Annotated in this window: 13 protein-coding genes; all 13 read right to left on the reverse strand. The window is 52.6% G+C overall.

Annotated elements, in window-relative coordinates; genetic code table 11:
- Positions 1 to 326 precede the first annotated feature (326 nt).
- Complete coding sequence (gene galE, locus ACIP6T_RS08610) at positions 327 to 1,340, reverse strand: UDP-glucose 4-epimerase GalE (RefSeq protein ID WP_345829034.1); 1,014 nt, start codon at positions 1,338 to 1,340, stop codon at positions 327 to 329.
- Between the two features lie 49 nt (positions 1,341 to 1,389).
- On the reverse strand, positions 1,390 to 2,283 hold the full coding sequence (gene galF / locus ACIP6T_RS08615; protein ID WP_345829032.1) for a UTP--glucose-1-phosphate uridylyltransferase GalF: 894 nt from the start codon (positions 2,281 to 2,283) through the stop codon (positions 1,390 to 1,392).
- A gap of 326 nt (positions 2,284 to 2,609) precedes the next feature.
- The gene (locus ACIP6T_RS08620; protein WP_400456412.1) at positions 2,610 to 3,950 is read right to left on the reverse strand and encodes an MOP flippase family protein; all 1,341 of its coding nucleotides are present in this window, start codon (positions 3,948 to 3,950) and stop codon (positions 2,610 to 2,612) included.
- Positions 3,947 to 5,170, reverse strand: a complete 1,224-nt coding sequence (locus ACIP6T_RS08625) for a glycosyltransferase (RefSeq protein WP_097097680.1) — start codon at positions 5,168 to 5,170, stop codon at positions 3,947 to 3,949. The genes ACIP6T_RS08620 and ACIP6T_RS08625 overlap by 4 nt, the downstream gene beginning before the upstream one ends.
- 4 nt (positions 5,171 to 5,174) lie before the next feature.
- Positions 5,175 to 6,437, reverse strand: a complete 1,263-nt coding sequence (wcaK, locus tag ACIP6T_RS08630; RefSeq protein WP_097096716.1) for a colanic acid biosynthesis pyruvyl transferase WcaK — start codon at positions 6,435 to 6,437, stop codon at positions 5,175 to 5,177.
- A 226-nt stretch (positions 6,438 to 6,663) separates the two neighbouring features.
- Positions 6,664 to 8,874: a phage tailspike protein gene (locus tag ACIP6T_RS08635; protein WP_097096715.1), complete on the reverse strand. Its 2,211-nt coding sequence runs from the start codon at positions 8,872 to 8,874 to the stop codon at positions 6,664 to 6,666.
- Positions 8,875 to 8,931: 57 nt separating this feature from the next.
- Positions 8,932 to 9,966, reverse strand: coding sequence for a glycosyltransferase family 4 protein (locus ACIP6T_RS08640; RefSeq protein WP_097096714.1), 1,035 nt, complete (start codon positions 9,964 to 9,966; stop codon positions 8,932 to 8,934).
- Between the two features lie 156 nt (positions 9,967 to 10,122).
- The gene (locus ACIP6T_RS08645; protein WP_097096712.1) at positions 10,123 to 10,875 is read right to left on the reverse strand and encodes a glycosyltransferase family 2 protein; all 753 of its coding nucleotides are present in this window, start codon (positions 10,873 to 10,875) and stop codon (positions 10,123 to 10,125) included.
- A gap of 72 nt (positions 10,876 to 10,947) precedes the next feature.
- Positions 10,948 to 11,865: a glycosyltransferase family 2 protein gene (locus tag ACIP6T_RS08650; RefSeq protein ID WP_400456416.1), complete on the reverse strand. Its 918-nt coding sequence runs from the start codon at positions 11,863 to 11,865 to the stop codon at positions 10,948 to 10,950.
- Positions 11,866 to 12,173: 308 nt separating this feature from the next.
- Positions 12,174 to 14,351 (reverse strand): tyrosine-protein kinase Wzc, encoded by a 2,178-nt coding sequence (wzc, locus tag ACIP6T_RS08655; RefSeq protein WP_400456418.1) that lies wholly within the window; start codon positions 14,349 to 14,351, stop codon positions 12,174 to 12,176.
- 12 nt (positions 14,352 to 14,363) lie between these two features.
- Positions 14,364 to 14,798, reverse strand: coding sequence for a protein tyrosine phosphatase (locus ACIP6T_RS08660; protein WP_097096709.1), 435 nt, complete (start codon positions 14,796 to 14,798; stop codon positions 14,364 to 14,366).
- Between the two features lie 9 nt (positions 14,799 to 14,807).
- Positions 14,808 to 15,938, reverse strand: a complete 1,131-nt coding sequence (locus ACIP6T_RS08665; protein WP_097096708.1) for a polysaccharide export protein — start codon at positions 15,936 to 15,938, stop codon at positions 14,808 to 14,810.
- 303 nt (positions 15,939 to 16,241) lie between these two features.
- The gene (gene wbaP, locus ACIP6T_RS08670) at positions 16,242 to 17,675 is read right to left on the reverse strand and encodes an undecaprenyl-phosphate galactose phosphotransferase WbaP (RefSeq protein ID WP_097096707.1); all 1,434 of its coding nucleotides are present in this window, start codon (positions 17,673 to 17,675) and stop codon (positions 16,242 to 16,244) included.
- Positions 17,676 to 18,094 lie beyond the last annotated feature (419 nt).

Consider the following 18,094-nt stretch of genomic DNA (forward strand, 5'->3'; position numbering starts at 1 on the left):
TACATTTTGTGCTGCCGAATTAACATGGTTATTGTCTCATGGATTAGCCTGGAATCTTCACAGTGGCTTATCGGATGAGCTGAACCCAACCAAATGATTCAAAAGAATATAGTCTATTTTTCAGACAATTAAAGCCTCGGTAATTTTCATGCTAAAACAGCAAGATGGATAGAGCTGCTGGATATTTTATACTGATTTGCGTTTAGGAGTTTTCCTGCTATCAAAATGATTTTGGCGAATAAATTTCAATCAATCTAGATGCAGGAAAAATTATTAAGACGTAAAAAAACCCGGCATTTGCCGGGCTTCTAATTATACATTCAGCTTTACTTAAATCCATTCGGATTCTTCGACTGCCAGTTCCACGTATCACGCATCATGGCATCAATCCCGCGCGTCACGCGCCAGTCCAGCTCTGTATTGGCGAGACTTGCATCCGCCCAGAACGCCGGCAAATCACCATCACGGCGTGGCTTGAACTCGTACGGAATCAGCTTACCAGACGCCTTCTCGAACGCCTTGATCATCTCCAGCACGGAGAAGCCCACGCCGCCGCCGAGGTTGTAAGCTTTGTAGCCTTCAACCTTCGCCAGATGGTCCAGCGCCTTCAGGTGCCCTTCCGCCAAATCGACAACGTGAATGTAGTCACGCTGTGCGGTGCCGTCTGGGGTGTCATAATCGTTACCGAATACGCCCAGCTTATCCAAACGTCCAATCGCGACCTGTGCGATATACGGCAGCAGGTTGTTAGGAATGCCGCTTGGGTCTTCACCGATTTCGCCAGATTCATGTGCGCCAACCGGGTTGAAGTAGCGCAGCGCGATGGCTTTGAAATTCGGGTCGGCTTTCGCGAAATCGCGCATCACGAATTCAACCATCAGCTTAGAGGTGCCGTACGGGCTGGTGGTACCGCCGATTGGTGTGGTTTCCACATACGGCACCGGCGCATCTGCACCATAAACGGTAGCGGATGAGCTGAAGATAAAGTTCCACACGCCAGCAGCGCGCATCTCTTCCAACAGCACCACGGTACCGGCGACGTTGTTCTCATAGTATTCCAGCGGCATGCGCGTGGATTCGCCAACGGCTTTCAGCGCGGCGAAGTGAATCACGGCGCTGATATCGTTGGTGGCAAACAGGTCACGCAGGCAGGCGCGATCGCGGATGTCGCCTTCAACGAAGACGGCTTTTTTACCGGAGAGCTTCTCTACGCGATTGATAGCTTCGCGTGAGGCATTGCAAAGATTATCCAGCACCACCACGTCGTCGCCGCGCTCTAACAGCGCCAGCACCGTATGGGAGCCGATATAGCCTGCCCCGCCCGTTACCAAAATAGCCATGTGTACTCCTTTAAAACCGCGCGATGGGCGCGGTAGAGAATGAGAAAGCTTATTTCGCCAGGATTTTCTGGATGGATTCGCGGAAATCACGACCCTGTGCGTTGTTACGCAAGCCGTAAGAGACGAATGCCTGCATGTAACCCAGTTTACGGCCGCAGTCGTAGCTGGTACCGGTTAGCAGTTGCACGTCCACAGGCTTCTTCTTGCTGAGTGAGGCGATAGCATCGGTCAGCTGAATGCGGCCCCATGCGCCTGGCTCAGTACGCTCAAGCTCTTCCCAGATATCCGCAGAAAGCACGTAGCGGCCAACCGCGGTCAGATCGGAATCGGTTGAGCCCGCTTCTGGCTTCTCAACAAAGCTGGTGATGGTGCTGATATCGCCTGGATTATCAATCGGCTCTTCGGTGGTCAGCACGCCGTATTCGGTCAGATCTTCGCCCGGCATGTGTTTTGCCAGTACCTGGCTGTGGCCAGTATCTTCGAAACGCGCAACCATAGAAGCGAGGTTGTAACGCAGGTGGTCAGCGGTGGAATCATCCAGCAGCACGTCTGGCAGCACAACCACAAACGGGTTATCGCCAATCATCGGACGCGCGCACAAGACGGAGTGGCCCAGACCCAGCGGGTTAGCCTGACGCACGTTCATAATTGTCACGCCTGGCGGGCAGATTGACTGCACTTCGCTCAGCAACTGGCGCTTAACGCGTGCTTCAAGCAGCGCTTCCAGCTCGTAGGTGGTATCGAAGTGGTTTTCCACTGCATTTTTGGAAGCATGCGTGACCAGCACAATCTCCTTGATGCCAGCCGCGACGCATTCGTCAACAATGTATTGAATCATTGGTTTGTCGACGATTGGCAGCATCTCTTTCGGAATGGCTTTCGTCGCCGGAAGCATATGCATACCGAGACCTGCAACGGGGATTACTGCTTTAAGCTTGGTCATATTTATTCCATTTCATGAAGTGAATGCGTGAGGTCGATTATGCAGGATCGGCCGGTCGAGCAAGTATAATCTTAATCTGAAAATCCGACACTAACTCTCTGTCACGACATCAGAAATCGCCATTTTGGCCGGTAAAAACGCCGCAGTCCCAATGGGAAACGGATGCCCTAAACCGCTGAAAAATCGTGAAAGGATTTGTGATGATGAGACCAGAGATTGATAGAAAGGTGTGCCAACATCGCGCCATAAATGGCGCCGCTACGGACCGTGAAAATGTTGCGTCAGCTGTAGCGGCGCGATTCATCGCGCGTGTTTGAAGTTGATGACTACAATATGCCTTCAAACCACTCCGGCATAATAAACAGGTTGAAGTGGTTCACCAGCATCATCAGGCCAACGAACACCACCGATACCGATACCCACTGGCGCGCATAAGGCAAAAAGCGAATGCCAATCACCGGCTTGATGAAGAACGGATGCGCGAAGGCAGAGATCAGCACCTGCGAAATCGACAGCGTCAGCGCCACGTACAGCACATTCGGCCAGATATAGGTCGTCGCAAGAACGGCTACCACCACCAGGCTCGCCACAATGTTCCAGTAAAACTCAACGTTGGTGCGCCCGTTCGCCTGCGAAATCGCGCCGGTTAAGCCGCCCATCGGACGCAGCATGCCAAACAGCAGCATCAGCGGAATCAGATGGTAAACCTGCTCGTGCGAAGCGCCGTATAGTACGCGCACAATCACCGGTGAAAGGATACCAATCGCCAGATACATCGCGCTGCTGAACAGCATGATGACGAAGGTGCCTTTCAGGAACAGCTTTTTCAGCTGCTCGGGATCCTGCTGCTTCTCCGCAAAGCGCGGCAGAGCCAGACGGTTAATCACCGGCGAAACCAACTTCAGCGGCTGCAGAATCAGCTCTTTTGCCAGCGAGTAAATCCCCAGCATCTCCGCACCCATCACTTTACCGACGATCAGCGCATCCGCCTGAGTACGCAGCTGGTTAATGGTCTGCGAACCGAGCTGATAGATGCCGTAACGCACGGCGCTAACAAAGGTTTTGCCGTCGAATTCCCAGGTGGGACGCCACGATTTCTCGCCGAAGTAGATCATGCAAAGAATGCGCGTAAAGGCATTGATAAAGAGACCAAGAATCGCTGCGGCGACCGTCAGAGAGGTGAAATACAGCATCGCTACGGTACACAGGAACGCAAACAGCTTGGTGGCCATCTCAATCTTCGCCAGCGTTACCATGCGTTTGGTTTTCACATAGTGCGCCTGATACTGCGACAAATGTCCCAGCACCAGGAAGTTGAGGCTGGTGAGCATAATCAGCCCCACCAGTTCCGGCAGGTGATAGAACCACGCCACCGGATAGGCAATCGCCAGCATAATCAGGCCAGTACAAAAACTGAGCGAGACGTTCACCCAGTAAATAGTGCTCTGTTCACGGCGATTGATATCCTGACGGTGCACGATGTAGCTGCTCATGCCCATATCCTGCAGCACGGTCGCTACCGCCAGAATCGCATTGATGATCGCCAGTAACCCCAGCTCGTGGGTTTCCAGTTTGCGCGCCAGTACGGCGAGCTGTAACACCTGAAGCAATGCGGCAAAACAGGTACTACCAAACAGCCAAACGGCCTGTTTTTTTAATCCGCTCACACCATGCGCTCCAGAATTTTCGCCAGCTCACCGTAAGCGATGTGCTGATTGAACTCAGTTTCCACTTTCTGCCGCGCCGCCGCGACCACCGGTGCCACATCCACATCGCCGCGTGACAAACGCAGCAGCGTCGCCGCCAGCTCGTCCGGATCGTTTTCCGCCACCAGCCAGCCGCTCACGTCATTCTCAATCAGCTCGGGAATGCCGCTGTGATAGGTGGACACCACCGGCAAGCCAACCGCCATCGCTTCCATCAGTGCCACCGGGATGCCTTCCATATCGCCATCCGCCGCGGTTTTGGACGGCAGCAGGAAGATGTCTGCTTCGTTCAACGCCTGACGAATCTCATCCTGCGGTTTAAAGCCCGGCATGGTGACGAACTCCTGCAGTCCGGCGCGCGCAATATGCTCGCGCATCATGCCATCCTGCTCGCCGTTACCGATGATGGTGAACTGGAACTGGCCGCCGTTATTGCGCAGAATTTCACTGGCTTTCACCGCCACATCCAACCCTTTTTTCTCGGTCAGACGCGCCACCGAAACGATACGCAGCGGCTGATGGAACGCGTCGCGCGGTCGGAAGTTAAATTTCTCCGGCTCGATGCCCATGCGCGTCACGCGCACTTTTTCCCGCGGGCAGCCCATCTCAATCAGCTTGTTTTCCCACAGGTGGCTGATGGGCAGCATCAGTTCGCTCTGTTTGAACAGGTTGATGTAGTCGAGCTTATGCTCCTCAAGAATATGACGACGTGAAATGTCCGCGCCGTGGAACACTGTCGCCTGTTTGCCTTTCAGCACGCCGAGTTCGCGCAGCTTATTAGCCAGCGCGCCGGCATAGCCAAAGTGCACCAGGAAAACATCGGCGGTGTAAGGCTGCTTAGTGTTGGCGACAATCGCCGGCAGCAGTAATTTGCTGGCCTGTGCGCCATAGCGGCGCACGTTTAGCGACTTAAGTAACGCGCCCTTGGTGATTTTCGGCAGTATCAAACCGATACGCTGCGTCAGCTTATCAAGGTTGGATACCTTCTCTTCCGGCAGTAAATAGTGGGTTTTCGCTGCCAAATTGTAGTCATCGAACGCGGCGTGGCGATTGATCATATCACCCGGAAACACGGAGATAATCTCCACGTCGTAGCCTGCGTCGATGAAATGCGTCACCTGATTGAGCACAAACGTCTCAGAGGCAACAGGAAAACGCATGGTGAAAAAGGTCAGCTTCATCACTTCACCCCAGGACGTTGAGAATTTCTGCTGTAATGCGGTTGCCAATCTCACGCTCCTGCGCCACCGCGGTATCAACTTTGCGTTTCACATTGTCGTAGTCGGCCAGCACCGTCTGCACTTTATCGATGAGCGATCCATCCATTAGGCTCTGCACATCGGTGGCCATCTGCGGCAGGCCGAGCTGCTTCATCACACCAAGCGACTTGTGCTCATAATTGATAGCCACGGCCGGCGTACCGAAGTTCATGGAGATGATGGCAGAGTGCAGGCGGGTACCAATCGTCAGATGACAATGGCTCAGCAGGATGCCGAGTTCGAGGTCGTTGAATTCGTCCATGATGACATGGTAATGCTCAGGATGCTCGACATGATCGCGCAGCGTCAGCGCCACCATGCGGTCATCTTTGGCGTAGCTGTCGATACCGGTGCAGGTTGAAAATGCAACCACCTGATAACCCTCAGCAATCATCGCATTGATGACGCGCCCAAAGGCAGCTTCATACTCTTTCTGCGTCACGCCAAGACGTTTATCGAACGGCGCCAGTTCACGAACGGTGATGGCAATGGTTTTGCGCGCGCTGATAATTGCCTGCCAGTGCAGCAGATTGTGGCTGGGATTCTCCACTTCGCGAGCCTGCACCAGGAAGGCGGTATCGACGCCCTTCTTCACTTTGCTGGTGGTAACGCCGTCTTGTTTCAGACGATCGTGGCTCACCTCCTCGCGCAGTACCAGGCTATCGACGCGATCGAACACGAAGTTGGCCAGCGCGTTGACGCGTGGATTTTCAAACGGCCCCACCGAGTGGCCTACCATATGCAGCGGCTTTTTCGCCATCAACGCACAGAGCGCGTGGTCGAACTGCGTGACGCCATACAGATCGACGAAGAACGAGCCGCCAACCTGAATGATCGCATCATATTGCGCCAGGCTTTTAGTGAACGCCGCCAAATGCGGTGGCACCGAAAATGATTTGTACAGGCCGCCTTTTCCCAGATGCGCCATCATGATGTCGGGCATCAGACGGTTCGCCACTTTGCGTTTCAGGCTGCCCACTAAACCCTTGCCAGATTTGCTGTTATGCAGGAACAGGGAATCCTGCTGAATATCCTGCTGCAATAAATAGCCAGAGCTTGTCGGATAACGGCTGATGACATCGATCTGCAAATCCGCGCGCGCAGAGTTGAGTGAATCAATCAGCCCACGTAAAATCGCGCCATCCCCACGATTTCCACAGGTATGGTTTCCTACCAATAAAATTTTCATAAAAAAACTCCGGAAAAATTTTTGTAATTTTTACAAGCCGCCAACTATCGAACTGGCAAAGTGAACTCTGTGTTAAATGACTGCAATGGGATCAAAACCCAAAAAGTAGTGCTAAACAGCGGTACTGCTATCCGGTGCGCATCAATGCGCACCCTACAAAACCATCATCAAATGCTGAGTCAAGGTAGGGTCGCCATTAATGGCGACCGGTTTTATCCATCACTGATTACGATTTAATGGCGAAATACGGCATAGCCACCTGCTCACCATTAATGACGACGGAAATAAATCCCTTCGGCTCACGCGTATCCACCTGTTCCGGCTTCAGCGCGCGCGATGCCAGCAGCAAATCGCCCTGCTCGTTGCCACCGACGCCCGCTTTACCATTGTGCAGGCTAAAGCGCTGCGGAGCCTGCTGGGTGCCGCTCCCCGGCGCGCCTTTGTCCATCACGGCATCCACGCGCGCACAGCGACCGGTCAGGAAGCGATCCTTGGCGGTACTTTTAATCAGCACCGCGGTGGTCGGCGTCCAGCCCGCCAGCTTGACGAACACTTTGGTATCGGTCTCGGTGCGTGGCTCAATACGCACCTCAACCACAGGCGAGCTGCCTTCGGCTGACCAGCTGGCTTCAGCTTTGCTCTTCTTGCGCTGCAGATGGATTACCGCGCGTCCACCCGTGCCTTTGCCGTCGATAACCTCCATCAACGGCTGATTAGTGGTGCCGTTGCTGAACTGCGACTGGCCAAACACTTCGATTTCCCAACTATCGCCCACCGTCGGCGAATAGAAGTTGCCCAACTCAAACCAGGTTTCCTGATTGGTGTTGTTGGTCAGACGGAATCGCGAAGTGATGTAGTTGTATTTCAGGCTGCCATCAATCGCCACGCCGTAAGATTCAACGCGCGTTGAGCCCATCTCCCAAATGTTCAGCCAGCGATCGCCTTCAAGCGAGTTATCAATCCAGCTGCCCGACTGCAAATTGGTCTGACGCATATTCAGGCGCGAGTTGCGTGCATTGAGCGGGTTCTTACAATCCTCGATGCTCAGCGCATCAATAATCCACTGTCCGTTCGAGATATCGCCAGGAAAATCACTGTGTTCAATCCAGCCGTTATGAATGATCGATTGGCTGCAGCGCGGCAGATTCAGCACCATGCCGCCTTTACAGTGCTGAGCATTGAAGTTAGAGAGCTCAATCGCGGTGCTGTGATCCCAGGCTCCCGCCTTTTGTCCTGACCAGCTGGCTTTAATCACATCACCCGTACAGGCGTTGGCGTACCACTGATCGATTTTACAATCCAGCGTATCCAGCAGGCTGAGCGAAACACCGCCGACCTGATTGAAGCGCAAGCAGGCACCGCGGAAGAACTGGCCACCCGGGCAGGTATTGCGGAACAAGCCCTGCTTGTTGGGACGCTTATCGTTGTTACCGTTGAAGTTGAGGTTGGAGATTTCGGTCCAGCGCGCATTCACCTGGAACAAAAATTCAGAACGTCCATCCGAGACCAGCGTGGTCGCCGGGAAGTATCCAAAGTTGACCATGGCGCCGGAAATGCGGAAGAAGCGACGTCCTTCGTCACCAAAATCACATTCGGTGACGAAGAAGGTCCCTGCCGGGAACTGCACGCAGATTTGCTGGCTGGCATCAATCGACCATTGGTACATGGCTTTAATTGCTGGTGCCGTATCGGTTTTGCCATCGGCAATCGCACCGAAATCAAACAGCGTCAGGCGGTTAAAATCTTCTACCACGCGGCGCCAGGTAAACCCGTTGCCGCTGAAGTTCACGCCGCCATCATCTTTGCCATCGCCGAAGGTGCCAACGAATTCGCCGCCGCCCACTTCCAGCCCTTCGTGCCAGCTTTTCAGCTTAATTTTGGCACCGGCGAACAGCGGACGCGTTTTGCGCAGCTCTTCGACCGACGGGATTTCACCAATCAACTGATAGCCGTTCGGCTGCGCCAGACGCTGGCTGAAGTTGCTCTGATTAGGGCGTGAGACATCGCTGATGGAAAACAGCGTATTGCCCTGATTATCTTCCACCACCATTGAGTGAGCAGGATCGGCAATTAACGCGGCGTTATCATGAATAAATTGCGCAAAGTTGCCCTTATTCAGCGCGATAGGCTGGCTGATTTGTGACACTTTGCCATTGGCGTCGCGCAGGAAAACCGGGATTTGATTACCGGACTGACTGGCATCGCTACCCGCCTTACCAATCCACAGTTTGCCTTCAAAGTTCTGCCAGAACTGTGGCGGCATGGTGTAAACGTTTTCTGGCGTTAAAATCGGTACATCGCCCGGCGGTACGCTAGAGGGATCGACCGCTTTTAAGGCCGGTTGGCCGCTTTTTGCGGCGTAGCTGGAAAACGCACTCACCGAGAGCGCGGCAACAATGGAGGAGGCTGCGGTCTGCAAGACTTCTCTTCTTTTCATGCTTCAATTCCCGTGGTTATACGGCCAAAAAGGATTCCCGAGGCACGATAGTTGTCGCTAAACAAGCGCGAGCCAGCTCTGTTTGATCTGGTTACCGTCAAACTTGAGCGCGGTTTCTTTGGTTTTTTCACTCATCGCGTAGAACAGAGCATCATCACTGGCCAACTGTTCCATGCGCTTTAAGAACTGGGTTTTGTCATTCATCGGCACCAGGAAACCATCTTCACCATGATTGATGATCTCCTGCGGGCCGGTTGGGCAATCGTATGCCACCACCGGCAGCGACCAGGATTTCGCTTCCAGCAGCACCAGCGGCAAGCCTTCGTAGCGCGAGGTCATCAGCGCCATGTCGCTTTCGCGATAGTAATCGTTGATATTGCTGACTTTGCCAACAAAGTTGACGCTGTTGGTGATCCCCAACGCCGCAGCCTGGTCGTGCAGCTGCTGACGCAGTTCACCGTCACCGGCAATCACCAGCGTCCACTCTGGATGTTTCTTGCTGAAATCCGCCCAGATATCCAGCAGCAGGTCGAATCCTTTCTGGTTATCAAGACGCCCCACCGCTAATGCCTGGCGGCTGCGCGTCTGGCGCTGAAACGCCTTATAAACCACAGGATTGGGGATTTGCTGGCTGGCGATGTTCCAGCGATTAAACACCTGATGATCTTTGTCGGTTAAGACGATCACCTGGTCGTAATAGCGCAGCATCAGCCATTTCAGCAACTTGATTGGCTTGCTGAAGGAGTTAATCGCGATATGTTCGCAGGCATAGGCTTTAAAACGCTTTTTCTTCAGCGCCATCAGGTTCCAGAACGCAAACATCACGCTCAGGCGGCCCATACTGATCAGAAATACGCTGTCGAAGCCTTCCTGATGAATACTAGCGACGGCGCTTTTAATCGGGTTGCTGTGGCCTTCAAAGCTGACAATCTTCTTCACCCGTTCAAACGGATAAAAGGTTTTGCCGCTGCCTTCCAACGAGTAAATGGTGACGTCATGCTGTTCGCCGAGGCACTCAGACATAAAGTTGCAGATGTTTTCCGTGCCCGCATACGAGTAGGCATCTTTAATCACCAAAACGATCTTTTTCATTAATCCTTTCCACCTCAAACGACTGTTTAATTGAGACCCAAATCATTCGTGCTGCAACAAGGCGGCAAGTGCGACCATCCCCCGGAGCTTACTTCAGTAAGTGACTGGGGTGGACGTGCGCAGCCAACGCAGTTGCAGCGTGAAGGATGCCGGGTATCAACGATGCTTCAGAGCGAAAAGAACCCCGTTCACCATGTACCACGTGTAATAGTAATATACTTTTAACGGATTGTTTTTATAGATAATTCTTAATAGTTCGAGGTGCCACTTCGCCGCTTTATTCTTGTTACGTGACAGGGAATCACCCAGCTCGTAATAGTTGACCAGGATGTTCTGGATCACGCGGGCTTGTTTGTAGCGCTGGAACAATTCATAGAGGAACAGGAAATCTTCGTGACCTTTACGCTGGAAGAAGATGCCTTGAGGAGGACGGCGGAAACACACCGATGAGAAGCACACGCGATACTGCTTCTTCACGAAGTTTTCCTGCTGCAGGTAGGGTTTGCTGTAAGTAATGTCGTGATCGGCGGTTTTGGTTTTGTAGTGATAGTGCGTAATCACAAAATCGTCGCCAGCGGCGATGGCCGCAGCCTGCTCCGCCAGCTTTTCCACGTGCCATTCATCATCGCTGTCAAGAAACGCGATGATCTCTTCTTTTGCCGCGCGCAGCCCAACGTTACGGGTCTCGGCGGCACCAAGATTCATCTCATTATCCAGGATGGTGATACGCGTGTCCTGACAGTGTTCACGCACCAGAGCAAGTGAATCATCGGTCGATTTGTCGTTGATCAGGTAAAGATGCCAGTCGCTGTAGGTCTGGTTGCTGATCGACTCAACCGCGCGCAATACGGTATTCCGCGCGTTATACATCGGCATCACAATACCGATGGTGCCAACATGATTTGTCATTTATCTACCCGGAGTTTCAGGAACCAAAAAATTGCCCCCGTTATGGGAGCAAGTGAAAGTCAAATAAGTGAATCAGGAAACGGCTCTTCTACCCGTGAAGCGTGACTTGACCTTATCGAGCAGGCGATTCATGAAGTAAGCGCGATTGTCACGATTGGTCAGAAAGAAGTAGCGCGCGAAACTGAGGCTGGCCTGCAGCGATTTGCCATCCATCTTGTAGCGCAGCGGTAGCTTGAATGCCTTATAAGTATGGATATCGCGCGTGGTCAGATGCGGCTTCATGGTATCGAGCCAGAAGAACGAGTATTTCACCGACTCGCCTTTGTGCTTGGAACCAAATTTGGTCACCAGATGGTACGTTGCCAGCGGCTTGTCGATCATCACGAAGTCATAACCCATGCGGTCGGCACGAATACAGAAATCGTAATCCTGATGGCGGATATAACGCGCATCAAACTGGATTTTCGCTGCATCTTCACGCTTCAACACAATGGTGCTGGTCTGGATAAAGCCATAACAGCCAAACAGATACTCAGCCACGGTTTCGTTTTTACCGGGCGGTTGCATCGGCATCACCTTGAGGAAGCTGCCATCCTGATGGATGTTCACCTGACTAAAGATGACGTAGCGTGACTTGCCCTGCGCCTCGAGCCTGGCGATGGTTTCACTGACTACCCGCAGTTTATCGGGATGCCACTCATCATCGGCATCAAGGAAGCTGATAAAATCGCCCGTTGCCAATTCGATGCCTTTATTACGGGCACCCGCGCCGTTGAGTTTCACCTCAGACAGCTCAAGTTTGATATCCAGATCCTGATAACGCTCGCCGCGTACTACCTGCGCCAGTTCGGCTGCATCAGCCGATTTGTCATCCACAATGATGACTTCAAAATTGCGATAGGTTTGCGCTTTGACGCAATCAAGCGTCGTAACAATCGATTTCGACGCGTTATACGCGGGAATTACAATTGAGAAGCGGATGTCCTGCATTGCCAGCACCTCTTAAACAGCTGTTCCAGATTCAACGGTATCGCGTTCGGCCCTGAGAAAGGAATCGGCTTTGCTCTGAAAAATCATGCCGTTAGTATCTTTTCTCATTAGGACTTTACGTACCATCACGGGAATACCTAAGACTGTGCTGTGTGTATGTGTTTGGACGCAAAATGCACCCGATAAAAATTGCACCGGTCGCCCTGTATGGCGCCTCTACAAGACGTAGAGTGCGCATTTTTGCGCACCTGGCGTAAAGCGTCATTGCCATAAAAAAGGGGCGGTAAACCGCCCCCTTTGTTTACTGCTTAGCTTTTGGTTTCTTTGCCGTATTCGTAGTTGTAGTAGTCGTAGCCATAACCATAGGCATTCGTCGCTTTACGTACGACGGCGTTGAGGATGACGCCTTTGATCTCGATGCCATTCTGCGCAAAGCGCTTGTAGCTGACATCCAGTTCTTTGCTGGTGTTGGTTTCGAAGCGCGCCACCATCAGCGAAGTGCCGGCCAGCTTACCGATGATAGAGGCATCGGTGACGGCCAGAATCGGCGGCGTATCAATCAATACCAGGTCATAGTTTTTGCTCGCCCAATCCAGCAGCTCACTCATACGACGGTGCATCAACAGCTCAGACGGGTTCGGCGGTACCTGACCGCGCGGCAGGAAGTCAAAGCCGTAAACGCCTTTCTGAATCATCGCAGGCGAGAACTCGCTTTTACCTGACAGCACGTTTGACAGACCGGATTTGTTATCCGCACCCAGCAGTTCGTGGGTATAGCCGCGGCGCATATCACCATCAATGAACAGCACGCGCTGACCCGCTTTTGATACCAGCGTTGCCAGGTTGGCACAGATAAAGGTTTTACCAATACCTGGGCTTGCACCGGTGATCATCAGGATGTTGTTTTTCGCTTCCATCATGGCGAAGTGCAGGCTGGTACGCAGGCTACGAATCGCTTCAATTGACAGATCGGTGGGATTACCCAACGCCAGCAGCGTATTGTGCGGGTCACTTTTCTCTTTATGACCGCGACGCGCCAACGCTTCGGTATCTTTCTTACGTTGCCATTCAGAGAGCGGTACGCTGGCATAGACGTTCATGCCCAGCTCTTCCAGCTGCTCTGGATTTTCGATGCCGTGGTGGAACAGCGCTTTCAGCAGAATCAGACCTACAGAGAGCATCAAGCCGAGAATCAAGCTAGCAGCGATGATCAGCGGCTTCTTCGGTGCCACCGGGCTACCGGCCGTTTCGGCGCCATCGATAATACGCACATCACCGACGGTGCTGGCTTTACTGATGCCCAGCTCCTGCTGACGATTCAGCAGCTGCATGTAGATTTCCTGACCTGACTGCACATCACGCGTCAGACGCAGAATCTCTTGCTGAGTTTGTGGCATACCTGAAATGCGTTTATTCAGTTTTGCCTGCTCATCTTCCAGCGTTTTGCGTTTTTCCAGCAGGGCGCGGTACGTTGGGTGATCTTTGGTGAACAGCTGCGAAACTTCCGCTTCTTTGAAGGTCAGTTCGTTCAGCTGGCTCTGCACGCTCACAGAAGAGTCGAGTGCCGATTTGGCTTCCAGCGACATATCCACTGACTCATTCTGACGACGGAACGTATTCAGCTTATCTTCAGCCTCATCCAGGTTGCTACGCACCTGTGGCAGCTGAGTGCGCAGGAACTCAAGGCTCTTCTCTGCCTGCTCTGATTTGCGCTCAACGTTCTGCAGCAGATAGTTGTTAACGATCTGGTTCAGTACGCGGCTGGCCTGCTCTGGATCTTCATCCTGATACTCCAGACCAAGGACGCCGGTGGTTTTGCCTTTATCCGCCACGGTCAGTGCACCCAGAACGTTTTTAATCGCCTGCAGTTCGCTGAGTTTCGTTACGTTGAAGCTGGTGCCTTCGTCCGCCTGAATACCACTGACCAACATGGTCACGTCGCCGTGGTTTTCCAGTTGTCCAACCCGACCTTTAAACAGCTCGTCGCCATTGTTGGTGACGGTGTAGGTTTCTGGGCCAGTCACTTCCAGCTGCACGGTGCGTTTGTCGATAGACTGCGGAATTTCCAGACGTGAGATAGCGATTTGCGCCGGTTTGTTGCCCATCAGGCGCGACATACCTTTACCAATCACCGGGAAGTACTTTTGCTGCACCACCGTGTCCAGACCGAGGTCGGCAACCGTTTTACCAATTACCATGCGGGATTCAACAATCTGAATCTCGGTATCGGAAGCTGGCGTCGTCGGCAATACATCCTGCAGCTCGTTCAGAACCGAGGCGGTGTTCTTCTGCTCAACCTGCACCATGGCATCAGCGCTGTAGATTGGCGTGGCAAACAGTGTGTAGAGGGTCGCCACCAGCATAAAGAATGCGGTAACGGCAACAATGATCCAGCGATGATCAATCAGCTGTCCCACAAGATGCGCCAGATCCCATCCATTCGAATCTTCCTTTGGCGCGGTCATAACCTTGTTTTTGATATTCATGGATAATCCCAACTATCGGCTTAATACGTTGACCCATTTCTGGGTAGCGTTTTCCAGTAACCCGTAGACCTCTTCAAAGGCCTCGCGACTTTTTTTGTACGGATCCGCAATTTCCTGTTGGTTGAGCCAGTGCCCAAGCAGCATGGTTTTTCCGCGTGCGGCTGGATCGATGCGATTCACCTGCTCAACATGACGCTTTTCCATCACCAGAATCAGGTCAAAGTCACGGCACATGCTGGCCGTTAACTGTTGTGCCTGATGGCCCTCGAGCGACACGCCGTGTTCGGCGGCCACATCAAGCGCGGTCTGATCGGCCGGATAACCTTTCAGAGCGCCCAGCCCTGCAGAAGCAACCCGGATATTCGGAAGTGCGCGTTTGAACAGACGCTCCCCGGTAGGGGAGCGGCAAATGTTGCCGACGCAGACGACTAACACGGACTTAATCATGGCGAAACCTTAGTTACCCCAGGTGCGGAAACGGAGTGCCGCGGAGCTGGCGTCGTCTACACCGACGATGGTCGGCAGCAGACCTGAAATCACACGGTTCCAACGGGTAATTGGGGTGGCGGTGACGTAGACGATGTCGTACGGCTCCAGTTGGAATTCGGTACCCATCACCATGGATGCCGCATCTTTCGTGTTCAGCTGATAGATGTTGGCAATCTTAGTGCGATTGGCGCCGCGAATCGGACGAATTACGAACACGCCGGTAGCATCAGAGGTGGTCTGATCCATACCCTGCGAGTTGCCCAGTGCTTCAGCCAGCGTCATGCCGCTGCGGTCCATCTTCAGCGTTGACTGCTGCTTCACTTCACCCATCACGAAGACTTTCAGGTCATCGTTACGAGGTACGTAAAGGATATCGCCCGGATAAAGCAAGTGGTTCTGGCTCAGGTCGCCGTTTTGCATCAGCGCCTGCAGCGAAATACGTTGTTCTTTACCGTTGTGCGTCAGCACCACGTTGCGCCAGTCAGCGTCGGCGGCTAAGCCACCTGCGGCGTTCACGGCATCCAGTACGGTCAGCGGTACGTTGGTGATCGGCTGTTGTCCCGACGTCGTCACAGAACCGGTGATGTAGGCTTTCTGCGAACGGAACGAGGCTACGTTAACGTCAACCTGCGGGCTCTCGATGAACTGTGCCAGACGGCGCGCCATCTCGGTGCGGATCTCTGTCACGGTACGACCGGCTACGCGCACTTTACCGATATACGGGTAGAAGATGCTGCCATCGGCCTGTACCCAGTTACCGGTGTCGCTGGCGCTACGGTATTGACCGGCTGGGGTGGTCAGCTCGGGGTGATCCCAAACGGTGACGTTAAGCACGTCGCCCACACCGATGCGATATTCATAGCTTTGGATTTCATTTTGCAGCAGCGGGTTAGCCTGCGCGACCAATGGCTTCGGACGCATCTGCTCAACCAGACGCGGCGTGAGCGGGAAGACGTTTACATATTTGTCGATGTCATAGTTGCTATCCTGTTGCTCAATGACATCTTTTCCACTGGTGGAAAGGTGAGAACCCGGCTCAATGGTACATCCGGAGAGAAAAGTCGCGGATACCAGTAAAGGTATCAATTTAGTTTTCATTATCATCTGATTCTTCGCTATCAGTTAATGATTGATAGAGGCGAAATCGCCCGCTGTGTAAGCGTCTTACAAAAAATTAATGTGACGGGTTAAACACTGAAACTGTGGGTCATTATTATGCGCTCCCTTGGTTTTATGTTGTCACCGTGCCATAAGACGACATCAATTAAAGTGGGTAATTCATCAGCCGGCAAATAACCCGTTTAATCAGGCGCATTGACGGCAGTTGTTTTTATAACGACACGCCCAGCGCCGGCAGTTTATAGGCGAGGACGCCACATCCGTCCCCTGCCCCGCTGTCTATCAATAGGCGCCATCGCGTTTGAGTACTACGCCAACCGTCTTGAACAGAATCGCAATATCGTTCCACAGCGACCAGTTCTTGACATACCACGAGTCGAAATAGACGCGCGTTTCATAGTCAACGTCGTTACGACCGCTAACCTGCCACAATCCCGTCATGCCTGGTTTCGCCATCAGGTAATAATCGACATCACCGGCATAACGGCAGAGTTCATCTTCAATCACCGGGCGAGGGCCGACCAGGCTCATATCGCCACGCACCACGTTCCACAGCTGCGGCAGCTCATCCAGGCTGGTTTTACGGATGAAATGGCCGACTTTGGTAATGCGCGGATCGTTCTTCAGTTTGAAGTCTTTATCCCACTCGGCGCGCGCCACCGGATCGGTACGCAGTACTTCTTCCAGCACCTCTTTCGAGTTGATCACCATTGAGCGGAATTTCAGGCATTTGAATTTGCGGCCGTTGAGCCCCACACGTTCGTGACCATAAATAGGCGGTCCACCATCGCGACCCACCATAAAGCCAAGCACCAGTAACGCCGGGGACAACGCCAGGATGATGCTCAGCGCGCCGACGATATCGAAAGTGCGCTTGAGGAAACGCGAGGTGCGCTTCGCCAGGTTGTTATTCACACGCAGAATCATCACTTCATGGCTGAAGATATAGGCCATGTCAGTGCCGTAAAGCGGTACGCCGCGCAGCGTGGGGATCACCGATACGGAACGGCAATTATGCATGGCTAAGGTTTTCAGCCAGTGATCGCGATGTTGGCTCTGCTCAAACTCCACCGCGACGATGAATTGGGTTTCACTGTTGGTCAGCTGCCACAGCTCTTGCTCGTTGTGCAGCACCGGCACGCCCGAAATGCTGGCTTGTGGGCAGCTTTTGTCCACGTCGAAAAAGGCAATGACATCAAAGCCCATCACTTCTTCGCTCTGCAGTGCCTGCCAGGCTTCCTGTGCATTGCGGCTGCTGCCGATAATGATGGTCTGCTTCTTCCACATGCCGTAATGATTCAGCACGCGCTTGGAGATGGCACGCGCCAGCGGCAGGAGAATCAGCGCCAGGATCCAGGTAGTGACCCAGACGAAGCGAGACATTTGCCATTGTGAAAGTGCTGAAATTGACAAATCAATGACAGAAAATATAAGAATGGTACGAAAGATCTCTTTAAGCTCGAACCAGAATGGCTTGCGGTAGGTATAATGACGCAGGCGAACCCAGAACCAGCCTACACAAATAACCGACAGCGCAATGTGCGTGGCTATTTTTAACTGCAGATATTTTTCAGATATATCTGCCAATGGTGAGTCGGTGAACGAATTAATCAGCGCCATAGCAATAAACAACGCCGCGTTGAAACAAATTAAATCCGAGCACGCCAGTAAAATTTTGGTCAGAAGACTTTTATATGTAATTTCGTTATCGCGCATATTTAACTCTTTTATATTATTTCTCTAATCCCTAACGCCTCAATGCTGTTTAATAAATGAGCGATATATTCGCTGCATTCGTTGAGGCAATCTGCGGCAAATTCTCTGAGGCCAAACCAATTCTTACTTTAGTAAGCAAGAGAATTATGATTAATACCAACAGATTAGTCTGACTTCCCTTGCCACAGTGACAGACTTTATTACCGAGTAAAAACGCGCTTTAGGCACGCTACCGCCCTTGGCTGTCGCTGCCAATGCCGCTTTCATCATCCTATTTACAGCCTGTTTTATGCGGCATTTATGCGCTAATTACTGGCCGTGGTCCGCGTGCGATCACAATTCACAACATTAGGAGGCTGAAGAGCACGCTATTAACAACATTGGCGCAGACATTTACTAACACGTTGCTATACTAGTTA

It is taken from the genome of Pantoea sp. NPDC088449, from assembly GCF_044753225.1.
Classification (GTDB): domain Bacteria; phylum Pseudomonadota; class Gammaproteobacteria; order Enterobacterales; family Enterobacteriaceae; genus Pantoea; species Pantoea floridensis.